At 54.9% G+C, this 25,989-nt stretch carries 24 protein-coding genes; 14 read left to right on the top strand and 10 right to left on the bottom strand.

The features are described 5' to 3' along the window. Positions 1 to 41: 41 nt before the first annotated feature. From G439_RS0102985 to G439_RS0102970, 4 genes are all read left to right on the top strand, one after another. Positions 42 to 1,481 carry a sugar nucleotide-binding protein gene (locus tag G439_RS0102985; RefSeq protein ID WP_022867707.1) on the top strand — a complete coding sequence of 480 codons (1,440 nt, stop codon included), beginning with the start codon at positions 42 to 44 and terminating at the stop codon, positions 1,479 to 1,481. A gap of 45 nt (positions 1,482 to 1,526) precedes the next feature. Continuing rightward, positions 1,527 to 3,101 (top strand): DUF2142 domain-containing protein, encoded by a 1,575-nt coding sequence (locus G439_RS10965; protein WP_083940746.1) that lies wholly within the window; start codon positions 1,527 to 1,529, stop codon positions 3,099 to 3,101. A 73-nt stretch (positions 3,102 to 3,174) separates the two neighbouring features. Next, complete coding sequence (locus G439_RS0102975; protein ID WP_040434579.1) at positions 3,175 to 3,903, top strand: glycosyltransferase family 2 protein; 729 nt, start codon at positions 3,175 to 3,177, stop codon at positions 3,901 to 3,903. Further along, a complete protein-coding gene (locus G439_RS0102970) occupies positions 3,900 to 4,286 on the top strand; it encodes a DUF2304 domain-containing protein (protein WP_022867704.1) in 387 nt (128 codons plus the stop codon). Before G439_RS0102975 ends, G439_RS0102970 begins: the two co-directional genes overlap by 4 nt. 22 nt (positions 4,287 to 4,308) lie before the next feature. On the opposite strand, the gene G439_RS0102965 is transcribed toward G439_RS0102970, so the two are convergent. Both G439_RS0102965 and G439_RS10960 read right to left on the bottom strand, forming a co-directional pair. Then, positions 4,309 to 5,445: a glycosyltransferase family 4 protein gene (locus G439_RS0102965; RefSeq protein WP_022867703.1), complete on the bottom strand. Its 1,137-nt coding sequence runs from the start codon at positions 5,443 to 5,445 to the stop codon at positions 4,309 to 4,311. An 83-nt stretch (positions 5,446 to 5,528) separates the two neighbouring features. Beyond that, the gene (locus tag G439_RS10960; protein ID WP_022867702.1) at positions 5,529 to 6,791 is read right to left on the bottom strand and encodes a lipopolysaccharide biosynthesis protein; all 1,263 of its coding nucleotides are present in this window, start codon (positions 6,789 to 6,791) and stop codon (positions 5,529 to 5,531) included. A 256-nt stretch (positions 6,792 to 7,047) separates the two neighbouring features. Between G439_RS10960 and G439_RS0102955 the strand changes: the two genes are divergently transcribed. Beyond that, positions 7,048 to 8,052: a glycosyltransferase family 2 protein gene (locus G439_RS0102955; RefSeq protein WP_026459327.1), complete on the top strand. Its 1,005-nt coding sequence runs from the start codon at positions 7,048 to 7,050 to the stop codon at positions 8,050 to 8,052. Between the two features lie 110 nt (positions 8,053 to 8,162). Here G439_RS0102955 and G439_RS0102950 read toward each other — a convergent pair whose 3' ends face one another. The 3 genes from G439_RS0102950 to G439_RS0102940 form a co-directional block, all read right to left on the bottom strand. Next, positions 8,163 to 9,023 (bottom strand): LicD family protein, encoded by an 861-nt coding sequence (locus tag G439_RS0102950; protein WP_022867700.1) that lies wholly within the window; start codon positions 9,021 to 9,023, stop codon positions 8,163 to 8,165. A gap of 108 nt (positions 9,024 to 9,131) precedes the next feature. Then, complete coding sequence (locus G439_RS0102945) at positions 9,132 to 10,055, bottom strand: DMT family transporter (protein WP_022867699.1); 924 nt, start codon at positions 10,053 to 10,055, stop codon at positions 9,132 to 9,134. Then, positions 10,052 to 11,857, bottom strand: coding sequence for an NTP transferase domain-containing protein (locus tag G439_RS0102940; RefSeq protein WP_026459326.1), 1,806 nt, complete (start codon positions 11,855 to 11,857; stop codon positions 10,052 to 10,054). Before G439_RS0102940 ends, G439_RS0102945 begins: the two co-directional genes overlap by 4 nt. A 378-nt stretch (positions 11,858 to 12,235) precedes the next feature. Here G439_RS0102940 and G439_RS12125 point away from each other — a divergent pair, with 378 nt between their 5' ends. Together G439_RS12125 and G439_RS12900 are read left to right on the top strand one after the other, a co-directional pair. Continuing rightward, complete coding sequence (locus G439_RS12125) at positions 12,236 to 12,478, top strand: hypothetical protein (RefSeq protein WP_022867697.1); 243 nt, start codon at positions 12,236 to 12,238, stop codon at positions 12,476 to 12,478. A gap of 45 nt (positions 12,479 to 12,523) precedes the next feature. After that, a complete protein-coding gene (locus G439_RS12900) occupies positions 12,524 to 12,841 on the top strand; it encodes a sunset domain-containing protein (protein WP_022867696.1) in 318 nt (105 codons plus the stop codon). Between the two features lie 41 nt (positions 12,842 to 12,882). Here the strand turns inward: G439_RS12900 and G439_RS0102925 are convergent, their stop codons facing one another. After that, a complete protein-coding gene (locus tag G439_RS0102925) occupies positions 12,883 to 14,178 on the bottom strand; it encodes a nucleotide sugar dehydrogenase (protein WP_022867695.1) in 1,296 nt (431 codons plus the stop codon). Between the two features lie 68 nt (positions 14,179 to 14,246). On the opposite strand from G439_RS0102925, the gene G439_RS0102920 reads away from it, so the two are divergent. After that, positions 14,247 to 15,392, top strand: coding sequence for a glycosyltransferase family protein (locus tag G439_RS0102920; protein ID WP_022867694.1), 1,146 nt, complete (start codon positions 14,247 to 14,249; stop codon positions 15,390 to 15,392). Between the two features lie 27 nt (positions 15,393 to 15,419). Here G439_RS0102920 and G439_RS0102915 read toward each other — a convergent pair whose 3' ends face one another. After that, positions 15,420 to 16,616 (bottom strand): glycosyltransferase, encoded by a 1,197-nt coding sequence (locus G439_RS0102915; protein ID WP_022867693.1) that lies wholly within the window; start codon positions 16,614 to 16,616, stop codon positions 15,420 to 15,422. Positions 16,617 to 16,736: 120 nt separating this feature from the next. Between G439_RS0102915 and G439_RS0102910 the strand changes: the two genes are divergently transcribed. Next, on the top strand, positions 16,737 to 18,002 hold the full coding sequence (locus G439_RS0102910) for a lipopolysaccharide biosynthesis protein (RefSeq protein ID WP_022867692.1): 1,266 nt from the start codon (positions 16,737 to 16,739) through the stop codon (positions 18,000 to 18,002). Beyond that, positions 17,999 to 19,120: a glycosyltransferase family 4 protein gene (locus G439_RS0102905; RefSeq protein WP_022867691.1), complete on the top strand. Its 1,122-nt coding sequence runs from the start codon at positions 17,999 to 18,001 to the stop codon at positions 19,118 to 19,120. The genes G439_RS0102910 and G439_RS0102905 overlap by 4 nt, the downstream gene beginning before the upstream one ends. A gap of 76 nt (positions 19,121 to 19,196) precedes the next feature. Here G439_RS0102905 and G439_RS0102900 read toward each other — a convergent pair whose 3' ends face one another. The 3 genes from G439_RS0102900 to G439_RS10950 are packed head-to-tail and all read right to left on the bottom strand — an operon-like array spanning position 19,197 to position 21,899. Next, complete coding sequence (locus tag G439_RS0102900) at positions 19,197 to 20,186, bottom strand: Gfo/Idh/MocA family protein (protein WP_026459324.1); 990 nt, start codon at positions 20,184 to 20,186, stop codon at positions 19,197 to 19,199. 1 nt (position 20,187) lies between these two features. Next, entirely contained in the window at positions 20,188 to 21,291 is a 1,104-nt protein-coding gene (locus tag G439_RS0102895) for a DegT/DnrJ/EryC1/StrS family aminotransferase (protein WP_022867689.1), read from the bottom strand. Beyond that, complete coding sequence (locus G439_RS10950) at positions 21,276 to 21,899, bottom strand: acyltransferase (protein WP_022867688.1); 624 nt, start codon at positions 21,897 to 21,899, stop codon at positions 21,276 to 21,278. Before G439_RS10950 ends, G439_RS0102895 begins: the two co-directional genes overlap by 16 nt. Before the next feature lie 115 nt (positions 21,900 to 22,014). Between G439_RS10950 and G439_RS0102885 the strand changes: the two genes are divergently transcribed. From G439_RS0102885 to G439_RS10940, 4 genes are read left to right on the top strand one after another with little or no spacing between them, the layout of a single operon-like run. After that, positions 22,015 to 22,698 carry a glycosyltransferase family 2 protein gene (locus tag G439_RS0102885; protein WP_022867687.1) on the top strand — a complete coding sequence of 228 codons (684 nt, stop codon included), beginning with the start codon at positions 22,015 to 22,017 and terminating at the stop codon, positions 22,696 to 22,698. Next, on the top strand, positions 22,695 to 23,108 hold the full coding sequence (locus G439_RS10945) for a DUF2304 domain-containing protein (protein WP_022867686.1): 414 nt from the start codon (positions 22,695 to 22,697) through the stop codon (positions 23,106 to 23,108). The genes G439_RS0102885 and G439_RS10945 overlap by 4 nt, the downstream gene beginning before the upstream one ends. 31 nt (positions 23,109 to 23,139) lie before the next feature. Next, a complete protein-coding gene (locus tag G439_RS0102875) occupies positions 23,140 to 24,444 on the top strand; it encodes an LCP family protein (protein ID WP_022867685.1) in 1,305 nt (434 codons plus the stop codon). Between the two features lie 3 nt (positions 24,445 to 24,447). Then, positions 24,448 to 25,974, top strand: coding sequence for an LCP family protein (locus G439_RS10940; protein ID WP_022867684.1), 1,527 nt, complete (start codon positions 24,448 to 24,450; stop codon positions 25,972 to 25,974). Positions 25,975 to 25,989 lie beyond the last annotated feature (15 nt).

Here is a 25,989-nt window from a genome sequence, read left to right as displayed (position 1 = left end):
TCGATCGCTTCAAGCGCGGTCGACGTCATCTAGGAGCATGCATGTCCGAGTCCTTCACCGGCAAACCCCTTGGCATTGAGGAGACCCCGATTCCTGGTTTCTTGAGAATCGATCTATCAATCCATGGAGACAACCGTGGATGGTTCAAGGAGAACTGGCAGCGAGAGAAGATGATCGCCCTCGGCCTTCCTGACTTCCAACCAGTGCAGAACAACATATCCTTCAACGATGAAGTAGGAGTCACCCGCGGCATCCACGCCGAGCCTTGGGACAAATTCGTCTCGGTTGCCACCGGACGTGTCTTCGGCGCATGGGTCGACCTGCGTAAAGGCCCCTCCTTTGGCACCGTCTACACTTGCGAGATTGATCCGTCAGTCGCTGTCTTCGTACCCAAGGGCGTTGGCAACTCCTACCAAACGCTCGAGCCGAACACCGCTTACACCTACCTCGTCAATGACCATTGGTCGTCCGAAGCACGCTACACCTTCCTCAACCTCGCGGATGAAACTGCAAATATCGCCTGGCCAATCCCTCTCGACAAGGCGATCCTGTCCGAGAAGGACAAAGCACATCCAAAGATGAGTGACGTTACTGCCTTCCCGGAACTGCCTACTGTAGGCAAACGCGTCCTCGTCACCGGAGCTAACGGACAGCTCGGCCGTGAACTCATGCGCCAACTCCCCCGCGCAGGCTACGAGGCAACCGGAGTGGATCTACCTGAGATCGACATTTCCGACATGCAGACCATAGAGGCCTTCGACTGGCGCCAGTTCGACATCATTATCAACGCCGCTGCCTGGACCAATGTTGACGCCGCAGAAACCTTAGAGGGCCGCCCGCTCGCCTGGCGCGCCAATGCCACAGGCCCGGCAAATCTTGCCAAGATCACCACCACCCACGATCTCACCCTGGTCCATATTTCCAGTGAATACACTTTCGACGGCACAAAACAGATTCACACTGAAGATGAACCTCCCTCACCGCTGGGCGTCTACGGCCAATCCAAAGCGGGCGGCGATGCAGCCGTTTCTAGCGTTCCAAAGCATTACCTCGTTCGCACAAGTTGGGTTGTCGGTGACGGCAAGAATTTCATCAAAACCATGGCCTCCCTGGCTGATAAAGGAATCTGCCCTTCAGTTGTCGATGACCAGACAGGTCGTCTGACTTTCACTGCGGATCTTGCAGCTGGAATTATTCATCTCCTGTCCACACGTCCCGAGTACGGTACCTATAATCTTTCCGGGGAAGGAGAAACCGTGTCTTGGGCCGACGTCGCCAAGCGCGTTTATGAGTTGCTTGGACACGACCCCAACGAGATCACTCCCGTCACTACCAAGGAGTACTACGCGGGCAAGGAAGGGGTCGCGCCCCGTCCTCTCCACAGTAGCCTTGACCTGTCAAAGATCGAAGCCACAGGTTTCATCCCCGGCGACTCAATGGAGCGTCTCGATTCCTATGTGTCGAAATACTTTCGATCGTAGTGAACATCCAGGAGCTACTGCCCTTTGACCTCTGAGGACACCCGTATGACACCAGGATGCGATGAAAGAACCGAATCCCCACTCAGGGGCCGACGGCAAGTTCTGATGCGCACAGCAATGCGGCGGCATGTATGGACCCGCCTGACGTTGCGTTGCCTTCTATTAGTTTCACTACTGGTTACCGGTGCGGCATGGGTCATCGCTTCGCCTGTCGGCGCTTCTCCTGACGACGATTACCATCTCGATTCCATTTGGTGTCCCCATCCAGTCAGCGACTCGTGTCCAACAAGGACAGTCAATGGAGTAACAGAGATACAGGTCCCGCTCCCCATTGGTAATAACTCCCCGTGTTACGCATTCAAACCTGAAGAATCCGCAGCCTGTTCCTCCAAATTTGCAGAAGACGAGACCCGTTGGGCAACACGGTACGATGATGGCGCATATCCGACGGGATACTACCGCTTTCACCATTTTCTGACCGACTCCGAAGTCCGCGAATCAGTACTCATAATGAGGACTGCCAATGTCCTCATCGCTATCGCATTGTTGGGAGTCATCGGCTGTCTGCTCCCTAAAGTCTTCCGCCATCACTACGCGTTCGCCCTGATGGCCTCGTGGATCCCTATGGGGATCTACTTCATTTCTTCGAATAACCCGAGTTCATGGTCGATCACAGGCACTATAGCGACGGCAGCAGGGATGTTCGGATCCATCCATTCGCATGGCATTCGACGCTGGCTCTTGTTTGCCGCGGCGATCGTCGGAGCGAACCTTTCTTTCACATCCCGCTTCGATTCTGCGCTCTACATATTCGTCGTTGCCATGGCCCTATTCTTCGCTGTGCAGTGGAACCGAAGTCTGTGGATACACGCCACCGCAACAACATTCCTAGGGGTTATCGGCCTCATCGAGATTCTCACCGCTGGAAGGTCCGGCCCAGCGGAGGGTTCTTCCACTCCTACCGGCACCTCTGCTGGAATCGTGGAAACCATCGTTCGAGTATTCCTCGATCTGCCCGAACTCTTCGGGGGCTTTTATGGCTTTCTCAAGGGACCTGGATGGTTCGACGTCCCTATGGACGAGTCATCTGTCGTTCTTCTTCTAATCAGTTCCGGTGGAGCACTATTCGCAGCCCTACGTCCAGGTTCTTGGCGCAAATGGATGGCGGCACTCATGGTATTCGGTGCCATGTGCGGACTCCCCATCATCATGGTGATTCGTCGCGTATTCGATGATCTGACGACCTACCAACCGCGCTATCTCCTCCCCCTGCTCGCGGTTCTCTTCTTCTTCCTTTTCGTCCTCACCGATACCCACAAGCCAATTTTCGCAACACCTCAGCTCATTCTTTTCTCTACATGCATGGTCATCGCTCACTCACTGACACTTCACAAGGTACTCACCCGTTATGTCCACGGACTTTCCGGTCCTCAAAAGCTCAACCTCAATCACAACATCCAGTGGTGGTGGGACATCCCAATCAGCCCGATGTCCGTCTGGATCATTGCCTCACTGAGTCTGTTAATCATCTTCCTATGCATCATTGCGCTCACTCACATAAGTTTCAAAGAAGAGCAGGAATCTCATCCACGCGCTACATCAATGCTCTGCGATGAATAAGCCGCTGTAGACTGCACCCATTGCCGATCAGTGTCTCCCCCAAGGAAACGATGTGACAGAATCCAAGAGCCGTATGCTCGTCATTATTCCCGCATGGAACGAAGATGCTGTAATCGGTCCTGTCCTGGAGGAAGTGATTGCCTGCGTCTCAGACTTCGCGGACGTTCTCGTTGTCTCGGACGGTTCAACGGACCGCACGGAACGAATCGCCCGAGAGGCGGGCGTCTCGGTGCTTGATCTGCCACTTAATCTCGGGGTCGGCGGTGCAATGCGTGCTGGATATCTGTACGCATATCGACACGATTACGACTACGCCGTCCAGCTCGATGCCGACGGCCAGCACGACCCTTCGGAAATCCCAACTCTGCTCAATCACGCACTCACCGAAGACGCCGACCTCGTCATTGGGGCGCGCTTCGCGGGCAAAGGGGCTTATTCAGTCCGTGGACCACGCATGTGGGCGATGAAGGTTTTATCCGTTATTCTCTCAAAGGTCTGCGGGACTCGTTTGACCGATACGACTTCCGGTTTCAAGTTGTCCACTCGGCGCGCAATTACTCTATTCAGTCGTAGCTATCCCGCAGAGTACCTCGGTGACACGATCGAGGCCCTCGTCCTCGCCTCGCGCCGCGGCCTCGTAATCCGTCAGGTACCTGTTGAGATGCGCCCAAGAGCGGGCGGGGAACCTTCTCATAATCCGATCGAGGCAACAGTATTTCTCTTCAGGGCTTTCGTTGCCCTCGGAGTCGCACTGTCGCGGCCCCGGCGATCTTCCCCTGTTGATCCGGAGGTCCATCAATGAGTTCGACATATTGGCTCGGTGTCTTCTTCGGCCTCATCGTCTTGGTTTCTGTCTTCCTCAGGATGCGCAATTCAGGGATGAAGGAGCGTTACGCGACGTGGTGGATCATCATCGCGATCGGAGTATCCGTCCTCTCCATTTTCCCAGGAAGCCTCAAGTCAATCGCTTCCCTGATCGGCGTACAGGTCCCACTCAACTTCGCTCTCGTCATCGCAGCAACGGTCCTACTGCTGCTCACCCTACGGTTAAGCGTAGATCTCTCCCGTGCGACCGAGGACCGTCGGCGTTTAACAGAGGAACTAGCATTAACCAATAATCGGCTTGACGAGCTCACTAGTCGACTCTCGCATCTGGAAGCCGACGAAGCCGACAATCGCTCATGATTCCCACAGCCCCGCTCCAGAATCAGCCTTCACCCTTCTCGGGAGGGGTGCTTTCGCGGTATTCGGCAACGACCTCCTCAGCGATCTGAGAGTATTGACGCGAACGTGTCGGCCATGTCCATTCTGTGATAAATTTTTCCGGCGCAGGTTGCCCTGGGGCGACTAGAATCTCTTCGATTGTCTCTATCAGTGATTCCTGGGTTTTCTCTGGACAGATGGCGACAGGGGCACCCGATTCTCGTAGAAGTTGAGCCCCTGGAACGCTGTATGTGACGACCCGTCCGCGTTCTGCTAGAGCTTCCAGGAGGGTCGTCTGGAATCCCTCCGATAGCACCGTAGGGTTGATGAGGGTCGCGCCTTCAAGACAACGACGGACCTCCTCGCCAGGAACTCTCCCTCGCAGTTCTACGACGCCACCCAATCCGAGTTCATCGCACAGTGCCCTAGCTTTGTCGAGCATCGGCCCCGCTCCGAGTATCTCACCGGTAATTTCACGTCCCCGCTCACGTAAAGCCGCCACAGCATAGAGGAAATCGTCCCAGCCTTTGCCCTCAACGATTCGTCCAACAAAGACCAAATGTTCGGGTCTGTCGCAGACCTGCCCGCGCGTCGCAGGCGGCGTGATCGCATTGTGGAAAACTCCGGTCTTCACTCCACCGAGCCAAGAGGCGAAGGCTGCAGCCTCGGTTGAGACACCGAAAACCCTATCCGCATGGCGCAGAACGTAACGTCCTGCCGTCACGTCGACGAGTCGCGAGCACCAAGAGATCAAACTCGATGAAGAGGCAACGAATCCAGAACCATGCTCCGTATGGATCACGGGAATGGAGCAGGCGCGTGCCGCCCGCACCCCTATAAAACTCATCGGGAAAAAACGGGTATGGACTGAAACGAGATCAATGGCATTCTCACACAGGAAACGGCTTATTGAACGACGCGCTCCTAAGGAGGGGAAGGAGATGACATCGGCGACCGATAGATGCGAACGTCCAGTAAGGATCTCAACTCCGCCTTCGATTCGATATCCGGGTTCGGAGGAGATTGTCAGAACCCACACATGGTGACCTAAGGCAACGAGACCTTCAGCGAGGTTGAGCAGGTGTAATTCAAGTCCACCCATTCGAGGGGGATAGCTATTGACGATCATGGCGATTCTCATCGAATAGTCTTCCTCAAATTAGACAATCGGTCGGATTATAAAAACATTGTGTCACTTCTTTGTCGCTTCCAGTTCACAAGCCTTCACTTATAACTGTTGAAATGGCGGGCAAGGAATCCTGTCATCACAGCTAGAGTCACAACTGATGCGATGACACCAGCTGCACTCGGACCGTTGAGTCCGTAGTGTTCTGTTACTGAGGGAGTGATGACCAGTGTCGTACCGACCGCGATGAGACCTCCGCAAAGACAACCAAGGTAATCGCGCAGCCCAAGTAGCAGGTCATTGAAAAACCACACGAATGCGGTAATCAAGGAGAACAGCACAACCGGCTGGATGAGATCCGTATGCGAAAGTATGTCCGCGCCGAAGAGCGCCGAGAGAAGGAAATCTCCCGCTATCCAGAATACGGTCGCTGCGACTATACCGAGACCGGCGAATAGGAGGGCTATTTTACCCAGCAGCCACAGCGCACGTCGACGGTCTGTCATAAAGGTTTCGACGAGGTGGCCCAATAACGGCGTATAGAGATATCCCGCACATGCTTGGATGATGACAGCCGGAGCTGCAACGGAGGCGTAGATGCCGAGGGCTTCTTGTCCCAGTTGAGCCGACAGGTATTGACGCGGTACCAATGTCACCACACTGAGTGCCGTGTTGACAGTGGCTAGAGGAAGAAGTCTGAGAAGGGTCAATGCTGGCTTCGTGCCGCGCAGCATCGGTCGGATCGATCCGAATCGCTTTGCCCTGGGAACATCGTAGACGAGAGCCACGAAAATGTTTGCGATCGTGTAAAGGACTACGGCTGCGAAGAGGGTATCGAACAAAACAAAACCAACGAGGAAAGCAGCGAGTCCGCCAGCTCCCTGCAATATGTAAGAAATTCCTATGTAATCCATTCGCTTGGCTACCTGCTCCGTTGCATGGAAGCCTTCGAGATAAGTGGCGACGATTTGAGAAACGAGGTAGACGACGATAACCGATGCCGCTGCCAGACTCGTCGTCACTAGGCTGTACACAGAACCAATGATCAAAGCTGTAAGTGATGTGACAACCCGTAGCCCCAAATAATGCCGAGAAGTCATCACCCCACGGATGTCAGTCACCTGCAGTGTACGCAAGCGGTATTCGGCTATAGGGAAGACAAAATTCGAAATCGACATCGCCAACGCGAGAATGCCCGCCTCATCGAATCCCGACGACAGACGGACGACGAACACGGTCATCAACCAGTTGCACATCGTTTTGAACAAGGCACCGCTTGAACTCCACACCAGGTTCTTGCGCATGCTCAGTTCAACCGGAACCTCACAGACGCTGTCAGCATTCTTTTGCGCTCGCGTCACTGAACAATCACTACTCCATTTTCGGGATGCTCAACCCGATCGCATTGAGCATCTCAACTCTGGTGCGCAACGCTCAGGTGAACATTTAGTGGGCCCAGTCTAACGCGAAGCGGATCGGTGCCCCGTCTGCACATCGTTCCCATTGCAAATCGGGCATTGCACGGCGCGGGTATTCACCCGCTTACACGTCTACGGTTAGCCTTGGGAAGGAAAAGTTCAACGACTCTCCCAGCTCTGCTGAAAAATGAGGATCTGGATGCCTTTTATCAGTATCATTATTCCGGTTTACAACGCTGAGAAATATCTGCGTTTTTGTCTATCTTCCATTGAGGAACAGACCTTCACCGATTGGGAGGTCATCCTTGTCGATGACGGGTCTTCGGACTCGTCTCCACGGATTTGTGACGAGTATTCGGATCGGGATGCACGCTTCCGTACATTCCATCAACTCAACTCTGGAACCAGCGCCGCTCGCAACACCGCTTTGCGAGCATGCACAGGCGTATATGTCACTTTCATGGACAATGATGACTGGTGGTTGGACTCGACATGCCTCGAACGCGTGGCATCCTGTCTCTCTGATAGGCCGGTTGACCTACTGTGGCATATGAGCTGCCGATCCGACGCTTCAGGATCGCAGGTTCTCGACACCGGTTCAACTACGTTCTCAGATGTAGTGCGCCGGTTGTCCGTCGAAGATGGCATCCGGTTCGTCGTCGATCATGACCTGACGACTAGTGCCGTGTGGACAAAGGTGGTCAGACGATCTCTGATTGACGAACACGCGATTTTTTTTCCCGAAGGAATGCGCAACGAAGATACGCAATGGAGCGCGCAGGTGATCGCATACTGCTCCTCCGTTACTTGGTATGACGAACGCTTCTATGTCTACCGGATGGGTCATTCTTATGCGCAAACGTCTCGTCGTCTTGCGGACTCCTCCGTTCGTGATCTCGAACGAGTTTTGCGTGAGAATCTGGAACTAGCCAAAACTCTCACACCTGGTCGGGCCTCTGCGCTTCGGGCGTTCCTGGCATACCCGTTCATCGTCTGGGTAGCCCAGGCCGAAGCTCTGCATCTCTTGAATCCGGTGAACGAAGGGGAATCCCCCCTATTGGATCAGATGAAGACCGTTGTCGGTTCGTCAAATGGACGGCCTGTGCGAATGGTCAGATGGTCGTGTCGAATCTTGGGGCCTCGGATCACCGCACGCATCCTCGGATTGTTTTTCAAACGACGTCATCCAGCTCAGGTCGCGTAACAGCCAACCGATCAAGTCATCTCCTTGACGGGGTGTGTTCTTCGTGCCGAACCGGCTTATCTGCCCAAGAGACGTGCACCCAAGGAATATTAGAACTCGTGTAAGGAATATTAGAACTCGTGTCCTGCGAAGTCGATACGGACGGGAGCATGATTCACTCGCTCCTCCTTCGGAGGAAGACTCATGTAGTTCCCATACCCTCGAGTGAGGATCGCGTCGTAGGCACGGGGAAGCTCCACGTGGATGCTTTCGAAGGGAACGCGCACAGTCGGAAAGATCTCATCCTCGCGCGCCGACCATCTCAGCGGGTCCTGCGTCGAGTAGTCGCCGAGGACAGGAGATCCTGAGTCGTTATAGAGGCGCGCCGCTGCCTCCCACTTACGGTAGATGGAGCGCGGGGTGACACGGAGCTTGTGAAGGCTCGTGTGCACGCCGCGGAAAACCACGTCTGCAGCTGCACCGACGATGCCATCGAGACCTGAGTCCGGGGTCGCTGATCCATGGAGGAACATCATTCTTCCCCACACCCAAGTACGCCGGTTCTGACGCACATAAGCCCTGCGGTCGCGGGGGATCCGGTCGAGAGGGAAGAGATCGACACCGATCGGAACCCTATAGTCGCGCTGAGCAGCGACACCCGGAACGAAGTCGGTTCCCGCAAGTCCAAGGATTCCAAAGGTCTTCGGATAGTCGGGGTCAGTCTCCTGACTAAGAAGGACGTAGTCAGGGCCAAGCAGGGCAGGGCCTTCGACGATCAGACGGTCATAGTCGTCACGGGGTATGCAGACATCAACGTCATCGTCCCACGGAATGAATCCTCGGTGGCGTACTGCTCCGATGGCGGTTCCTCCATAAACCGCATAACGGATACCTAATTCGCGGCAAATTCGATCCAGTTCGCCAAGGACTTTTGTCGTGGCCCTTTGAATCTTGCCAAGCATTCCAGTCTCTTCGGCCTCTGACATGCCCATCGCGACCTCTTTCTTCAGAAATAGACGGATTCAAGTAGCCATCGGTTCCATCGTACGATTAATTTCTCGCCAAGATTTAACAGAATCGACGCAACGGAGAATTCCGCTTCACCATCCTCTGCGCAGCTCGTGCCAATCCGGCGTGGCTGCCAGGACTGTGCCGACAAGGATGACAACGCAACAGACGACCTGCAACGGCGTCGGCGCAGTTCCCATGATGAAGAGAGAGAAGATGACGGCCCATGCAGAATAGGAGATGTTCAAAGCCATGCCCCGTGACGCTCCGACCGTGTTAATAGCTTTGTAGTAAAAGAGGTACGAGACGGTGCCCGCAAGGGCGGCAAGCACGATGATGCCAGTTGCCGGGGTGGGCATAGCTTTAAAGGTAAAGCCGACGACTCCAGCGATCGGGGCTACGACAGCGAGGTAGACGAGGGCGGAGGTCGTCTCCCTGATCTGGAGTGCAGAATCTTCGTCGACTTCGTCATCCTTCATCCCCCAAGCAAGAATGACAGCTTCCGCTCCCCAGCCAAACACGCAGGCGAGGGCCGCGATGATTCCGATGATCGGATTGCCATCCGTCGTCGCTCCGGTCGAGGAGTATCCGATGAGGATGATGGCCGCGAGAGCGATGAAGAGCGCAAGAAGTTGACGAGGGCGCATCCGTTCTTTGAGGAACACGTATGCCAGGAAGGTACCCACTGCCGGGTAGAAAGTCGAGATGATCGCAGTGTAGCCAGGACCGATATTGTTGATGGCAATGAGATAGCCAGTCATACCGAAAGGGCCGCCGAGAAGGGCTCCCAAGGCGATGGCCTTCCCGGAGCGGGTCTTGATCGCTGCGAGAGTATGCTTCATACGTCCTCGCAGTCCCATGTAGAAGAAGAGGATGATCGCACAGATCGCGTCATGTAACAGTGCGGAGGCTAGTGATGCCTCGGGGGCGTCGAGGAATGGGACGAGCCCGAGCGCCAGACCAAGGACGACTGTGTCGAGGCCCCAGAGGGCTCCTGAGAAGATTCCCCACCTCATCCGCGCCCTCCTTCCTGGTCTGCTGCTGCTTCGTATTGGGCAAGCAAATCGGACACATAGTCTGCGGCGTGTCTGTAGTAGACGTAGAGGACTTCACCGAGGTTGTCTCCCTCAGCCTCTTTAAGGAGAGACCAAACGTACCAACACCAACCAGCGAAGACGACGTAGGACCAGAAATGGCGCTTCTCAGCACTGGTGGGGGTGCGCCCAAAGTAGAAACCGAGGGCTGTGTCGGCCAGATTGTCATCCATTTCTTCGGTGCACACGACCATCGTTCCAAAATCGGCAGCGACGTCGGACATCCCCGCATATTCCCAGTCGATGAGGTCAATCCTGCCATTTTCGCTGACAAGAAAGTTCAGAGGAAAGAAATCGTTGTGCGAAGGCCCCAGGTCGAAGCCGTCGTCATCCGCAAAGGCTTTGAGACGCAAGACCTTGCTCCGCAGCTCTTCGTAACCGGGAACCTCGATGGGCCCAAACTCCCGGAGAAGGGCTTCATAGCGCAGCCCCTCCTGCACGAAGTCAAAGCGGCGCGAGAGAACGCGCTCAGACTCGTGGAGTTCACGACCCATCCGCATCGCGGTAGCAAGTTCTGCCTCATTCGTAACATCGAGGTTACGGCTGTTCGGGATGAAGCGAGAAATCTTCCATCCTTTACGTGGATCGGAGGCAAGGAAGGTCGTGTCGATACCGATATCACGAGCAAGTTCAAGGGCTTCAGTTTCAGCAAGCCGATCAACGATTCGGTCGGTACCTAAGCCGGGGTGACGGTAGACGTATTCCTCGTCACCGACGCGGAAGTGGCACGAAAGGTTCGTGAGCCCCTGTTTAAGCGGGTAAAAATCAGTGATGTCATCCTTCGAGCACTTTAGGATCGTCGAGATTGTGTCGAAGACTTCAGAGTCGACATTCTCCATGAACTTCGGGTCGAAGGATCGCAGTTCATCGACAGAGTCGAATTCGTAGATGACCTCAGGCGGGTATTTGCGAATCACCATATCGAGTTCTTTGACATGTTCCAGATAGATTGATTCCCATAATTTTCCGACTGTTTCGGGGAGGTGGTACACGCCTTCAAGGATTTCGCGAAAACGGGCGGAGAAGGCACGGTCGAAATAGGCATGCCCAAGCATGGTCCAGGCATCGGCTCCACCGATGGTTGCGCCGGTGATGCGACCGCCAGGACCTGTGTCGATGCACCATTCAGCAGTTCGTCCTTCGGCGTATTCGGCGGAATAGTACGCCTTGTAGACGTGGGATTCGAAGGGGTTGACGGTGAAGTAGTCATCTGACGAGCAGACGTATGTGTTCGCGAGCCGCTCACGGACGAGCCACAGGGAGCCGTTGTTATTACGGGACATGTATTCAGGGTTAACAACAATCCGCACACCAAATTTATCGGCAAGGTAGAAGAAGTGCTCCTTCTTGTACCCAACGACGACGGTGATGTCGGTGATCCCGGCTTCTTGAAGTTGGCGAATCTGGCGTTCGATAAGGATTTCGCCACGTACCCTAAGGGTGCCTTTCGGTAGTTCATAGGAGATGGGAGCGAATCGAGAGGACAGACCGGCGGCCATGATGACCGCATTGTTGACCTCATAGGGCTCCAATGATTTTTGCCCGAGAGATGTGAGGGTCTTATTACGTATCAGCCCCAGTTCCTCACACAGTCGGACGGTGGCGTTGACCTTTCCAAGTGACATCCCTGTGAGTTCGTGTATCTCGCGCTGAGTCAGCACCCTGCTGCGATGGTAGAGAAGATGGAGCACTTCGAACTGAGCTTGAGTAAGCGATCCTGCCATAAAACCCACCCCAATATCAGAAAGCATCAAATGTTCAGAATAAAGTGAATTCTATAAAATATGAACACAGGTTGCCAGTCCCGCCCAGCAACAACGCAGTCAACCAGCAGCGTTCGAATGCAGAGAATCAATTCATGCCCGACGACCGCGGCCCTTCGCCTAGAATCTGGCATGTCGTCAACAACAGAGCTCGATTCCCTTTCACGATTCCACCTGTAAGGAACCCGAATGTCTATTCGACGGGTTGTAGCATCTCGCGCCTGCACAGCTCTAATCTTTGGAGGAACGCAAGCCGTTAGCTTAGTGGATTCAAGTAGCAGCCAGCAGACCGGGGACACACGATCAGCAACAACTTCCTCATTCAATCAGGAAATCAGAGTGAACCCACCTACTGAAATTAGTAATGTTAAAAGTCCTGGAAGCCCATCCCTCAATGGCTGGCACGACATCAACGGTACAAGGCGCTACTACGAAAACGATGTCATGCATACAGGATGGATCGCTGATGGGCCGAAGCCTCATTACTTCGGTGAGAGTGGCAAAACCTTCAGGGGATGGAAATTCTTCGAAGCGAACTGGTTCTATTTCGCAGAAGATGGTCTAGCTACTGTCAACTATTGACTGAATAGCTCCGACACTCGGTACAGATTGGCTGAAGACAGACACATGGACACCGGATGGAAAACCATCAACGGAACCTGGTACCACTTCAACACCAACGGAGCAATGACGACCAATTCGTGGGTAGGAGGCTATTACCTACAGTCAGATGGTTCAATGGCTCAAAGGACTGCCGGTAACGGTACAGTTCATCAATCCTCTGGCTCTTGGACCTGCCCTTCAAGTCACCCCATCAAAGGCAACAAAAACAGCTACATCTATCACTTACCCGGACAGAGACACTACGCCCGAACGAAAGCTGAAATTTGCTTCGCCACCCAGGATGACGCCAGGTCAGCTGGATTCCGGAAATCAGAAGTCTGATTAAGAAAGGGACCACCACATTTTTATCAGTCAACCATCGCTCATTGGGCTCTCCCACCAATAACAAGGCGTGGAGTTCCAATCCACTTTGTCGGATCCGTAACTCGTCTGCCGTCAAAGAGCAATCGAAGACCAGGCAGATCCGATGGGCACAGCGCGCCATATTCTCGATGATCTGCTTGGATGATGGCTGCATCAATTGGCGAACCGAGGTGGTAAGGCTCCCAGCCGAACTCAGCCAGTTCTTCATCCGTGTACATCGGGTCGTGGACCAGAACTCTCGCACCTCGGCTTCGTAGTTCATTGACTACATCAAAAACTCCTGAAAATGCTGTCTCTTTCACCCCACCCCGATAGGCAGCGCCCAGCACAGCCACATCCAAGCCATGAAGCGACCCTAGAACTGCTTCCACACGATGAACGACATAGCTCGGCATATCAGCGTTAACCCGGCGGGCTTCGGATACTACTGTCGCGTCAGGATCTGTCGATAGATAAAGGCGCGGGTACACAGGGATGCAATGGCCTCCGACCGCAATGCCCGGGCGATGGATATGTGAATAGGGTTGAGAATTGCAGGCATCGATTACGGCGGCGATGTCCAATCCGACTTTATCTGCATATATAGCGAATTGATTCGCCAATGCGATATTCACATCTCTGTAGGTTGTCTCCGCCAGCTTTGCGAGTTCAGCGGCTTCAGCTGATCCCAGATCCCACACTCCGTTCGGGCGAGCTAAGTCGTCGCGAGCATCAAAATCCAACACATCTTCATAAAAGGCAATTCCTGCTTGCGTCGACGATTGATCTATCCCACCTACAAGCTTCGGATATCGCCTTAGATCAGCGAAGACACGGCCAGTCAGCACACGTTCTGGGCTAAAGACAAGATGAAAATCTCGTCCATGAACCAGACTGCTCACTTCTTCGAGCAGCGGAAGCCATCGCGTGCGCGTAGTGCCCACGGGCAGGGTTGTTTCATAAGAGACGAGTGTTCCAGGAGTCAGGTACTCCCCCAGTGATCGGGTAGCCGAATCCATCCAGTCAAAGTCGGGCTGTGAGTTCTCGTCAACAAATAGCGGAACCACAACCACCACAGCATCCGCACCTGGAATTGCCCGGGAATAATCCGTCGTAGCGGTCAAAGCTCCTGAATCAACGACATCCTTGAGGTAATCGGCCAAATGAGCTTCTCCAGGAAAAGGCTCGATGCCGTCATTGATGTGCCGGACGACGCGATCAGAGACATCTACTCCGATTACTCTGTGATTCTTTCTCGCATACTGCACCGCTAGAGGCAAGCCGATTTTCCCAAGGCCAATAACCGCAATCTGCATTGGCATTCCTCTCACTCTGTGTTCGTTCAGTATGCAAGATGTCGTGAAGCAACATCTACGATGGTCTCATGACGGCACGGCCCCGTATCCTCGACCTCTCATTTTCCACCCTGACTCTAGATGCGCGTGTATTGCGCCAACTCTCAATCGTCACTGAATTCGGTCATATCACAACCTGCGGTTACGGTCTTGCCACACCATTTTCTGACGACCACATCCGTATTCCGGATGGGCAACCGTCATTGCCTCAAACTTTGGCGGGCGTCACGAATCTTGTCCTGCATCGCCACCATGCAGCAGACCTGCAAGCACCTGGCGCACGTGCCGTTCTTGGCGAACTTCTATCAAGGCGTTTCGACCTCGTTGTTGCCAACGATGCACGAGCCCTACCCCTAGCTGCTGCAGTGGCACGCGATGCCCCCATCTGGGTTGACCTTCACGAATGGGCACCCGAAGAACGCACCCACGTCACCTCATGGCGTCTTCTTGTATCTCCTTGGATTGATCATGTCTGCCGCGAATATCTTCCAAAAACGGCTGCTCAAACAACAGTTGGGCGTCGTATTGCCCAGTTGTACGAACGCCACTACGGCGTCGCCCCTCAGGTGATGCGCAATGCTGCAGCATATGCCGACTTAGTTCCTAGTCCGGTGTCCGAGGACGGGCCGCTATGCCTCGTGCACTCTGGAGCCGCCGTTCCCGGCCGCTCAATAGAGTCCATGATGACTGCAGTGCTAGAAGCAGGCGACGACTTCGCCCTCGATCTCTTCTTATTGCCCGGTGGAGATTCAGGACGCTACCTAGCACGACTCAAGTCGCTTGCGGCAGGTATTGACCAGATCACCTTCAACGACCCCGTCAAACCCTCTGAACTTCCGCTCGCTCTCAATCCATACGACGTCGGTGCTTTCTGGATCCCCCCATTTAATACGAATGCTCGACTCACCCTGCCCAACAAACTCTTTGACTTCATTCAAGCGCGGCTCGGAGTCGCAGTTGGACCCAGCGTCGAAATGGCAGACATCGTCAAAGAATTCGGTTTAGGTACTGTCTCCAAGAGCTTCGAGATCCCTGCGATCAAAGACTCTCTTCAATCGCTGACGAAGCAAGCCGTGCGCGAATACAAACAGGCAGCACACGCCGCGGCACAGCCACTATCGTTTGAAGCTGAATCTGAAGTGGCGCGAGGCATCCTCGCTCAGCTTCTGCCCTGAGACCACCAGTAGTGGGTTAATCTTCAATCACTGCACTGCGGATAGGACGACATCTGCAGCAAGATTGGAACTCACTTTCACAGAGCGGTTCCGCTCCACCCATTGGTGAAGTCGCCGGCTGTCTCGACGAGGATCCTCATCGCTTAGTCGACTCATGTCGATCATTGCTTGCGCAACCTCGTCAGCATTCAGGTCTACCGCAATTCCTAAACAGTTCTCACGCACGTCGTCACGAGCTTGCCCGGGTCCCGCATAGATGACTGGTGTCCCTGAAGCCAACGACGTCAAGATCTTGGTGGGATAGGCGTAGTCGTAGGCTCCTTGACGGATAGAAGCCAAGCAAACATCCGCATGTGCGCACCAAAGTCTGGCAGTGCCGGCGTCAACAGAATCATGAAACTCAATGTCTGCATCTCCTGCAGCCATTTTTTCTAAACTCCGCCAGGCACTCCCCTGCCCAAGGAAAACAAGCTTGGCCCCCTTGATGTATCCCCTGGCTTTTCGAAATGCCTCGATAAAGACTTCAGGAGCAAGCCACTGCGCTACCGTACCCGCATAGAGAAACACCGGCCCTTCAGTCTTGGGGAATCCTTGAGGAACCGGAGAATCTCCACTGATAGGACCGCCGGACGTATCAATCCCATTAGGAACCACCTGTGCGCTGCGGCCCGCCAGACTTTGGACTCGTTGTGCAACTCCATCTGATACCGCGATCACCTGGCGGGCCTGTCGCAACGCAAAGGCTTCCATCCAGGCAACGGTTCGAACGACCAGCTCAGGGGTCCTCTGCGATCGTGCAGCGTCAGAAACGATGTCACCGGCGAAATACACATATGGAACACCTCGAGTGCGGCATACCAGTCTCGTGACACAACCAGTAGTGGGAGGCGGCTCATTAACAACCACACTTGGGCGTCGACACGTCAGAAGCCGAAAAAATAGCGGCACGTCGAAGGAAAGGTAAGGGATATAGCCGCGAACGCTCCCGGTACCATCGCGAAGGACAGGCATTCGTTTGACTCTAATCGAGCCGCGTTGGAATCTTCGAAGCTCTCTTTTTGGTGCACCTTTTGTCCGAGTCGTCAGGACCTCAACATCGTGGCCAAGCGACGCAAGAGCCTCGGCAAGAGCTTTGAGTCGAAGAGCTGCGGCTGCAGGTTCCGGATCGTAAATCCGCGTAGCTATGACGATACGTAGACGTCCTTGAGTGTCTCGTTCCACCATTCCAGTGTGCCCTATCCCTGCATGCATCCATCTATCGGCTGCTATCTAGTACACGCCAGATGACACAATATGAGAGTGCGCATCCGTGGGAGTCTAAAAAATATCAGCGAGCGATATCCGATGCTCGCTCACATTTCATCCCTTCTAACGGGAACGATCATTGCGCAGCTCATCGTTTTGGCGACGACTCCCGTTATCTCTCGCCTTTATACTCCGGAAGACATCGGCTCATTCGCAGCTTTTCTCGCAATCCCACAGCTCATTGCTGCCATTGCTAGTCTGCGATACGACATGGCCGTCGTGCTTCCCGAATCTGATATGGATGCACGCCGTCTTCTACGTCTGGCATTAATCTGCGCAGCGATCATCTCGTTGCTTGCGTCAGTTTTGGGGCTCGTATTTTCGCACAGCCTCGCACGCTTGATCGGTCATCCCGAGTTGTCTCCATACATGGGATGGATCGGGATAATCGTGATGTGCACAGCGACGGTCAATATTTTTGGCTACTGGTTAACGAGAAAAACCCGGTACGAGCACATCAGCAAGAATCGTGTCCAGCAGACTGGCCTCATCGAAGCGACCCGTATCGGCGCTCCGCTGGCAGGCGTGAGCGGAGTCATCGGCCAGCTGGTCAGTCAACTCATCGGACAGGTGTTGGCTGCGCTCACGATCATGTGGCGAGGGCGCGATGGGCTCGTTTCACCCCGTTCCCGAGGACAAACAACCAGGGCTCTTGCCTACTGCTACCGTCGCATGCCTCTGCTCAACGCTCCTAATGCGCTGGTGGATGCTCTCCGTGTGAATGGGATTCTTTTGCTTATTGGTATTCACTTTGCGGCCGACCCGCAGGGTCAATTCTCTAAAGCTTGGGTTCTTATGCAAGCTCCCGTAGCGCTTGTGACGTCAGCCGTGTCTCAGGTGTTTTATCAGAGATTCTCTCGGGTTCAACGTGGGCAGATGCTCCCCCTGGTGATCCGTTGTGTTCGATCATCCTTCCTTGTCGCTTTGTTGCCTTTCCTTCTCCTGTTTTTCCTCGCGCCGCTTCTTCTACCGTGGTATCTGGGCGATGGCTGGGAAATGTCCGGCACCATCGCTCAAGCTCTTGTGCCCTGGTTACTCCTGACTACGGTGACATCACCCATCTCAACCGTTTTCGTCGTCACCGATAAGCAAGCCAATATGCTGGTCTTCGCAGTGTTCTATGCTGTCACTCCGCTCATCTTGATACACGCTTTGGCCTCACAAAACATGTCGTTACCCCTTGTGATGTGGGCGGTTTCGGCAGCAATGACTTTGCTGTTAATGGTCCTGGTACTACTGACCATTAAAGTCGCCCGGCAATGGGACTCTGAAGCCACTCACCCGAGTCAGGACGCCATGCAATGACGAAAGTGGCTATCTCAAAGGGAACCTTATGGATACCTCCCACCTACTTCGCCCTCGAGCATGCCCAGGCGATGCCCACCTACGAGTGGAGGGCTTTTACCCTCACCGCTGACATTTCAGATCCGCGCATAACGGTCCCCGTGATCCAAGCCGTTCGCGACACGAACCTTCCCCGCCGTACCCGTGAGTTTTTGAAGTGGACGGCTCAAGGGCGTATGGCTTCTGACATTGTCCGATGGCAGCCTGACATCATCCATCAGCATCAGGCAACGTGGTCTCTTCCAGCCGTTCGAGCTTCTCAAAAGCTGGGAGCACCACTGGTGACGACACTGCATGGTTCTGACTCTTACGAACCTTCTGCACCAACAAACGTCTCAGCTCTTGCAGGAGAAAAGTGGAATCGAAGGAATCGACGCGCGGCGTTTGATCATTCCCATCTTTTACTGGCGGTATCTCGCTCGCTCGCTGATCGGGCACTCGCCTCGGGAGCTCCAAGCCAACGACTTCTCGTCCACTACCAGGGGGTAGACACCGACTATTGGTCACCATCGCCAGGTGTCCGGGTGGATGATGGCCTTACAACTTTGGTTTTCGTGGGAGCACTAAGTGCACTCAAAGGCATCGAAGAATTGGTGCACGTCTCATGCGGCCTTGTCGACGACCATCCCCATCAACTCGTCATCATCGGTGATGGTCCGCTTCGATCTCGCATCGCTACCCTGGTCCAGGAATACCCGCACATCAGGATGTGTGGCGTACTGCCGAGCGAGGCAGTCCGGGAGCATCTACGAGACGCGGATGCCTTAGTGCTGCCTACGCGATCCACACAGGGGCGCACGGAAGCCGCTGGCCTCGTGCTGCTAGAAGCCCAATCTTGCGGCATTCCAGTAGTAACAAATCGCGTCGGCGGTACGACAGAAATGGGAGTCGAGGGCGAAACCGCACTCTACTGCGACCAGACGGACCCGATGTCTTTGGCAAGGAACGTACGCAATATTCTTGACATGAGTTGGTCTGATCGACAGGCTATGGGCCTCGCCGCACGTAAATGGGTCGTCGCTCATCGTTCCACCCAGCAGGCGATATCAGAACTCCACGACATTTATCTTCAACTCTAAAACTCGGCCAAGTCCTGAGCTTGGACGAAATGCAGCCCTGAAGAGAAGGCCCGACGTGTTGCTAGCAAGCGCAACATCAGTCAATAACCACTACCTGATTCAAGCGTGCGGATTCCAGTATGGCTCCGACAACTCGGAGCGTAACTAGGCCTTCACTCATCGAGACATGCTCGTTCCCAACACCCAGAATTGCGTCTCGGAAATGCTCGTGTTCAACTGCGAGCGGCTCACGCTTACTCAAGGCATAGCGCGTGACAGTTCCTTCCGAAACGCCACGGAAGTTGGCAATTTGATCCCACTGAACAGGCATGTCACCGTTCTCGTAGAAAGTCAGGTCACCCATTGCAGTATCTGCTACGAGTGCTCCGTGTTCGCCCGTGACGATAGTGGTGCGATCTTTGAACGGGCTGAGCCAGTTGACGAGGTGGTTGACTAAAACACCGTTGGTGAAGCGTCCGGAAGCCACCATCATGTCTTCGTGCTCACGACCAGATTTGAAGGTCGTTTGAGCATAAATTGTCTCGTAAGACGAACCGGCAACCCAGGATGCAAGATCCACATCGTGCGTTGCCAAGTCTTTAACCACACCAACATCGGAAATACGCGCGGGGAAAGGCGACTGTCGCCTGGTGATGATCTGGTAAACCTGGCCTAGCTGGCCTTCTTGAATACGTCGACGCATCTCCAAAAGCGCAGGATTGCAGCGTTCAACGTATCCAACAGCTCCCACTACGCCTGCATCAGCAAAGGCTTTGGCGATCTTCTGGCCAGATTCGACTGAAACTGAAAGCGGCTTTTCAACCAGGGTGTGAATACCAGCGTCTGCAAGTTTGAGTGCCGCTTCCTCATGGAACACGGTTGGCACGGCGACCACAGCCGCATCAATCCCTGCCGCGATAAGAGAATCCACCGAGTCGAGAACCTCCATATCGCCAGCTACACCGAAACGGTCACCAGCAGGATCCGCCAGCGCAACGAGTTCGAAACCCTCAGTGTTCTTCACATTACGAACATGGTGTCGGCCCATCGAGCCGATGCCAAGGACACCAACACGAATATCGCTCACGTCATGCACCGGCCTTCGCACAGGCGTTCACTGCTTCAACAATTCGCTCAAGATCCGCGTCAGATAGCGCAGGGTGCACAGGCAGGGAAACCACCTGCTGGGCTGCCTTTTCTGTTTCAGGAAGATCCAAGCCTGGGGCATACGGAGCCAAGGATGGAAGACGATGGTTAGGAATCGGGTAATAGACTCCGGACCCAACTTGCCATTCTTCACGCAGCGCCTGCATAAACCGGTCGCGATCTGTCTCAACCACACGAATGGTGTACTGGTGATAGACGTGTACCGCACCTTCAGCCACAGGAGGAACTACGACGTTTTCCAGATTGGCATCAAGGAACGCCGCATTTTGCTGACGCTTCGCCGTCCACTCTTGAACTTTGGTTAACTGGACTCGACCAATCGCCGCATGAATGTCAGTCATACGGTTGTTCAGCCCCACCAGTTCGTTGGCGTAACGCTGTCCCATTCCCTGATTACGAAGGAGCCTGACTCGGCGAGCAACTTCCGCATCCGACGTCGTGACCATTCCACCCTCACCCGACGTCATATTCTTCGTGGGGTAGAAACTAAAGGCTGCGAAGGTACCAAATGCCCCTACAGACGTTCCGTTCAGCGACGCACCGTGAGCCTGGGCGGCGTCCTCGAACACCATTAAACCGCGGTCGTCGGCAATCTTGAGGATCTGATCCATCGCAGCCGGATGACCGTAAAGGTGGACCGGCATAATCGCCTTTGTACGGTCCGTAATGGAGGCTTCGATGGACTCCGGCGACATGCAGAATGAATCGGCTTCAATGTCAGCAAAAACAGGTGTCGCACCGCTCAGAGCAACAGAGTTTCCGGTTGCAGCGAAGGTAAAGGACGGAACGATAACTTCGTCTCCCGCTCCAATCCCAGCTGCCAAAAGTCCGAGGTGGAGCGCCGACGTTCCAGAGTTGACAGCAATCGATTCAGTTCCAGGGGCCAGCTGCGCAGAAAATTCAGCCTCGAACGTGGCAACCTCAGGGCCTTGAGCCACCATGCCAGAACGCATCACACGAGTGACTGCTTCGATCTCTTCCTCACCGATCAGTGGCTTTGCAGCAGGGATCATCTCTCGGGCCATTGGAAAGCTCCTTCGTCCTCTATCTCAATCAAGGTTTGAGAATCGAGTAATCGATACAGCGCACCACTTTGAGGACAAATAAAGGTGTTGGCGTCATCGTCGTCTTCGATGAGTCGCATCCCAGCGCGGCCGACCCACCCAATTTGTTTGGCAGGCACTCCTGCCACTAACGCAAAGTCGGGAACGTCACGAGTGACAACTGCTCCTGCTGCAACCATTGCCCAGCGCCCAATCCTCACCGGCGCGACACACACCGCCCTGGCACCTATGGCCGCTCCATCTTCCACAACAACACCGACCGGATGCCAATCATCCGCGGTCTTCACATCAAACTCAGGAGTGACAGCTCGAGGAAAATGATCATTGGTCAGAACTGCTGCTGGACCGATGAAAACGCCGGCACCCAACTCTGCGGGTTCATAAACGAGGGCGTGGTTTTGGATTTTTGAGCCGTCACCGACTTTCACGCCTGCCCCGATGTAAGCGCCTCGTCCAATGATGCACTTCTTGCCAATATGCGCGTCCTCGCGCACCTGAGCAAGATGCCACACGCGGGTCCCCTCTCCGATGACCGCAGTCGCGGCAACATCTGCACTTGCCTCAATCATTGTCTTTTGTCCTCCGTCTGTCCCTGCAACATCGTAGGCTCACGCGTGTCAGACCCACAGTGCTCAGTTTCTTTTCGATCCGAATCCTATGGCCCAGTGATGCAAGAATGTCCCCATGAGTTCACTCGATCAGGTTTGGGCCGTCGTGCCCCTCTTCAACGAAGAGGCGGTAATTGGCGCTGTTGTCACTGATTTGAAAACTCATATCCCAAATGTTCTGTGCGTCGATGATGGTTCCAGTGATGCCTCTGCTCGGCAAGCCGCGAGCGCCGGAGCATATGTCGCTCAGCATCCGATCAACCTTGGTCAAGGCGCAGCTTTGCAAACTGGCTTTGACTGGGTGTTGTCCCAAACCGATGCCCAATATGTCGTCACCTTCGACGCCGATGGTCAGCATTCCAGCGCGGACGCTCTGACAATGGTGACTCAAGCCCAGACACAAGATCTCGCCTTTGTACTCGGCTCAAGATTCCTCACCAATCAAAAGACCGAGATGTCAGCGCTTCGACGTCTGGTATTAAAAGCGGCAACTTTGGTCACCCGGATGCGTACGGGACTGGATCTGACAGATACTCATAATGGTTTAAGGGTGATCCGTCGCGATGCCCTTGAAAAGATTCGACTCACACAGAATCGCATGGCCCATGCTTCCGAAATTACGGAGCAGCTTGCAAAGACTAAGTTGCCTTGGCGTGAAGCCAGCGTCAACGTGGCTTACACGGACTACTCACGCAGCAAGGGACAATCCCTGCTGAACTCAGTCAACATCCTCGTCGATCTAATTATGGGGCGACAATGACGCAATACTGGCTCATTAAACTCGTATTGCTGTGCGCTTTACTGGTCATCGCGTGGTGGCTAATGCGCCCCATTCGTTCGTCTTCACATTTGGCCCTTAGGCGCCTGGCGACAGTCTGCTTAGTTGCTTTTGCTATATTCGCTGTTTTATTTCCAGGTGTTCTCAATCGACTCGCTGCGCAGATGGGGGTAGAACGCGGACTGAACCTATTGGTCTACGCCCTAGTTCTTGCTTTCTTTGCCCAAATTGCCACCGCCTATCGACGCGATGAGGCCAATGAAAGGCGGATTACCAACCTGGCTCGCGCTATCGCTCTAGCTAATGTTCACCCTCCATCACCGGCCCATTCGCGAGACACTGCGGATCCCCTCGACCACGACAACACCCCCGATCCACCTAAGGTCCAGTGAATCCACAGACTGCGGGTCTAAAATCTTGCAGGTGAGTAGACACAGGAAACCGGCAGGACTGGCGACGGTTCAGCACGCTGCCACGAATCCATTTCCTCCGGGGGCGCTGAAGATCTTGACTGCGGTTTTTCTCACCGCAGCCCTATTCGTTGTATCCACCGGCGCTTTTCTCTATCGCTCTCTAGCAGATCAAGTGAAGAACTCTGCTCTGGACATCTCCGGTCTTGGATCCCAAACTGGCCCCGTCGAAGAACCTCTTCCCGCAGACCAATTCGAAGGCCGCGCTCTCAACATCCTCGTCGTTGGCACAGACTCACGAGACGGTGCCAATGCAGAGTTGGGAGCAGGTGACACGGAAGAAGTCGATTCTCTACGCGGTGACACCACGATGGTCGTCCATGTGTCTGCAGACCGATCCCGCATCCAAGTCGTGTCAATCCCTCGCGACCTGTGGACAGAAATTCCATCTTGCACGCGCACTGATGGCTCCGTATCGGGCTGGACAGAAGACCAGTTCAATCAGGCGATCTCCATCGGCGCTAACTGGGGATTCGACATAGCCTCCGGTATCGCTTGTACCAAGTCCACCGTGGAATACATGACGGGTCTGACAATCGACGCATTCGTTGTCGTTGACTTCACCGGATTTATTTCAATGGTGGATTCGCTGGGTGGAGTCTGGTTCCAACTCGACGAGGCAGTACAAGACGACTATGCGGGCCTCGATCTTCCCGCAGGCTGCCAACTCCTTGGTGGCACGCAAGCCTTGGCTTACGCCCGCGCCCGCTACAATGTCGGTGATGGCTCCGATATTTCGCGCATCGGCCGTCAGCAGCAGCTCGTTTCCGCAATGTTGCGTGAGTTGCTCTCAAAGAACTACGTTACGGATTTCCCCGCACTTATTTCCTTCCTGCAGGCCACAATTAGCGCGCTGCAAGTCTCCCCCAACCTGGCCGATGTCAACACAGATGCTGGTCTACTCCTGTCACTGCTCGACATTGATCGGGCAAAAATTGAATTTGTCACCATGCCGAACTACCCGGCGCCGTGGAATGAGAACCGCGTGGTCGCAGACGAACCCATGGCCTCTGACCTGTGGGATGCCTTGATCGCTGACCAGAGCCTGCCTGTCGGTATCGAGTACACGGATGGCAATGGCCAAGTCCTTACCGTCCCAGACCCTGCTGCGATTGCAGCCCAATCCACCAGCTCAGTGACACCAGAATCGCAAGCGGACCCGACGCAAGTCGCTGAAGAAGACCCCACCGCTCCACTCCCCGCCGACACAGCACAATCAGAGACCGCCCAGGTCAAAACCTGCCCTCCGAGCAACTGACCCATGAGCACCAATCCCCCGTCTTTTACGCCCGATCCTCAGCGGCGCCGCCCCCAAGCCGGAGGCGCTCACAAGACAGCCTCACCCGACGGTCATCACGATGGGCCTCCCACAGGTGGACGCATCCCTAAGGCCACTGCACCGCAAGCGAAGGAAAGCCAAGACCACGGTCGAAGCGCCGCTTCTGCCTCGCGGCACCCACAGGCACGCCTCACCCCAGAAGTCCCCCAACCTCAGCAGTGGTATGTCGGCGAAGATGACGGCCCCGACGCTAAGCCGCTTAACCCGACGACTCAAGATCAGCCAAACGATGTCCCTCCTTCATTCATCCCTGGTCTTCGCAAGGCTCGCACCACCCGTGTCAGCCGAGATCAGCCTTCGCAACCCCAAGAGCAAATGCCCCCCGCATTTGCTCCGCAGCGTCGCCAGGCGCCGCCCTCGTACGCGCCGGAATCCGTGCAGCGAAGTGCCTCTGCACAGCCCCACGTCAGTAGCCGAAAAACACCCGCCCCACGCCCGGCTTCTAGCCAACACCCAAGGACCGCACCAGCTCCCGAATGCTCCGTCCCCGCACAAACTTCCCCTGCTCGAAAGCCTCGCCGGCAAAGCAAAAACCGACCTCTGCGTCGCTTCATCATCGCGCTCGTTGTCCTCATCGTCGCCTGGGTGTCGTTCCTCCTATGGGATGCGAACTCCAACCTTGGGCGCACTACAGCACTATCGGGTGCAGCGGGCACGGAAGGGACCACGTACCTGCTCGCCGGCTCCGATTCGCGTGCAGACGGAGCCGTCCAAGACGGTTTTGAAGACAGCGCACGCACCGATTCCATCATGCTGGTGAACGTGGCAAAGAATGGCCAAGCAACAGCCGTTTCCATCCCCCGTGACACTTTCGCCGAGATTCCCGGCTACGGGTGGGACAAGATCAACGCCTCATACGCCTACGGCGGCCCTTCACTGTTGGTTGAAACCGTCGAACATTTGACGGGCCTAACGGTCGATCACTACATCGAAGTCGGCATGGGAGGTGTCTCGAACCTGGTCGATGCCGTGGGCGGAGTAGAACTCTGCTACGACGGTGACGTCGCCAACGACATGTCTGGCCTGGAATGGACCGCAGGATGCCACACCGTCGGTGGCGCAACTGCTTTGGCTTTCTCACGCATGCGTTATTCGGATCCCGAAGGCGACATTGGACGCAGCAAGCGTCAACGCCAGGTGATCTCTAAGGTCATCTCCTCTACCCTGTCGCCCTCGACAATCATTAATCCAGCGAAAACACTGAAAGTCGAGCGCGCCGGCTCCAAGTCCTTCACCGTCGACGAAGACTCCTCAATTTTTAACGTCACTCAGATGGTCTTGGCCTTCCGCAAAGCTTCCAATGCTGAGCTCAATGGGGTACCTCCCATTGAGTCCCTGGCATACACAACAGCGTCGGGTGGGGCGGCGGTTCTGCTTCAAGACACAACGGCGCCAGATTTCTTTGCCCGCCTGCGCAGCGGGGAGCTCACGCAAGCAGACTTCGAGTAGCGCTCAGTCAAGTCC

This window comes from Schaalia vaccimaxillae DSM 15804, from assembly GCF_000420425.1.
GTDB classification, from domain to species: Bacteria; Actinomycetota; Actinomycetes; order Actinomycetales; family Actinomycetaceae; genus Pauljensenia; species Pauljensenia vaccimaxillae.
Note: the sequence above shows the minus strand (reverse complement) of the source record. Positions and strands in the feature narration are given on the sequence as shown.

Bases quoted from the DNA above. Each gene is read 5' to 3' on its own strand.
- G439_RS0102940 (WP_026459326.1), bottom strand. From the start codon at position 11,857: ATGGCAGGATCGCTTACTCAAGCTCAGTTCGAAGTGCTCCATCTTCTC.
- G439_RS0102920 (WP_022867694.1), top strand. From the start codon at position 14,247: ATGACGGCACGGCCCCGTATCCTCGACCTCTCATTTTCCACCCTGACT.
- G439_RS0102905 (WP_022867691.1), top strand. From the start codon at position 17,999: ATGACGAAAGTGGCTATCTCAAAGGGAACCTTATGGATACCTCCCACC.
- G439_RS0102895 (WP_022867689.1), bottom strand. From the start codon at position 21,291: ATGGCCCGAGAGATGATCCCTGCTGCAAAGCCACTGATCGGTGAGGAA.
- G439_RS10945 (WP_022867686.1), top strand. From the start codon at position 22,695: ATGACGCAATACTGGCTCATTAAACTCGTATTGCTGTGCGCTTTACTG.
- G439_RS10965 (WP_083940746.1), top strand. From the start codon at position 1,527: ATGACACCAGGATGCGATGAAAGAACCGAATCCCCACTCAGGGGCCGA.
- G439_RS0102950 (WP_022867700.1), bottom strand. From the start codon at position 9,023: ATGGGCATGTCAGAGGCCGAAGAGACTGGAATGCTTGGCAAGATTCAA.
- G439_RS0102970 (WP_022867704.1), top strand. From the start codon at position 3,900: ATGAGTTCGACATATTGGCTCGGTGTCTTCTTCGGCCTCATCGTCTTG.
- G439_RS12900 (WP_022867696.1), top strand. From the start codon at position 12,524: ATGGACACCGGATGGAAAACCATCAACGGAACCTGGTACCACTTCAAC.
- G439_RS0102915 (WP_022867693.1), bottom strand. From the start codon at position 16,616: ATGGTGGAACGAGACACTCAAGGACGTCTACGTATCGTCATAGCTACG.
- G439_RS10940 (WP_022867684.1), top strand. From the start codon at position 24,448: ATGAGCACCAATCCCCCGTCTTTTACGCCCGATCCTCAGCGGCGCCGC.
- G439_RS10950 (WP_022867688.1), bottom strand. From the start codon at position 21,899: ATGATTGAGGCAAGTGCAGATGTTGCCGCGACTGCGGTCATCGGAGAG.
- G439_RS0102885 (WP_022867687.1), top strand. From the start codon at position 22,015: ATGAGTTCACTCGATCAGGTTTGGGCCGTCGTGCCCCTCTTCAACGAA.
- G439_RS0102985 (WP_022867707.1), top strand. From the start codon at position 42: ATGTCCGAGTCCTTCACCGGCAAACCCCTTGGCATTGAGGAGACCCCG.
- G439_RS0102965 (WP_022867703.1), bottom strand. From the start codon at position 5,445: ATGAGAATCGCCATGATCGTCAATAGCTATCCCCCTCGAATGGGTGGA.
- G439_RS0102910 (WP_022867692.1), top strand. From the start codon at position 16,737: ATGCTCGCTCACATTTCATCCCTTCTAACGGGAACGATCATTGCGCAG.
- G439_RS0102945 (WP_022867699.1), bottom strand. From the start codon at position 10,055: ATGAGGTGGGGAATCTTCTCAGGAGCCCTCTGGGGCCTCGACACAGTC.
- G439_RS0102975 (WP_040434579.1), top strand. From the start codon at position 3,175: ATGCTCGTCATTATTCCCGCATGGAACGAAGATGCTGTAATCGGTCCT.
- G439_RS0102925 (WP_022867695.1), bottom strand. From the start codon at position 14,178: ATGCAGATTGCGGTTATTGGCCTTGGGAAAATCGGCTTGCCTCTAGCG.
- G439_RS0102955 (WP_026459327.1), top strand. From the start codon at position 7,048: ATGCCTTTTATCAGTATCATTATTCCGGTTTACAACGCTGAGAAATAT.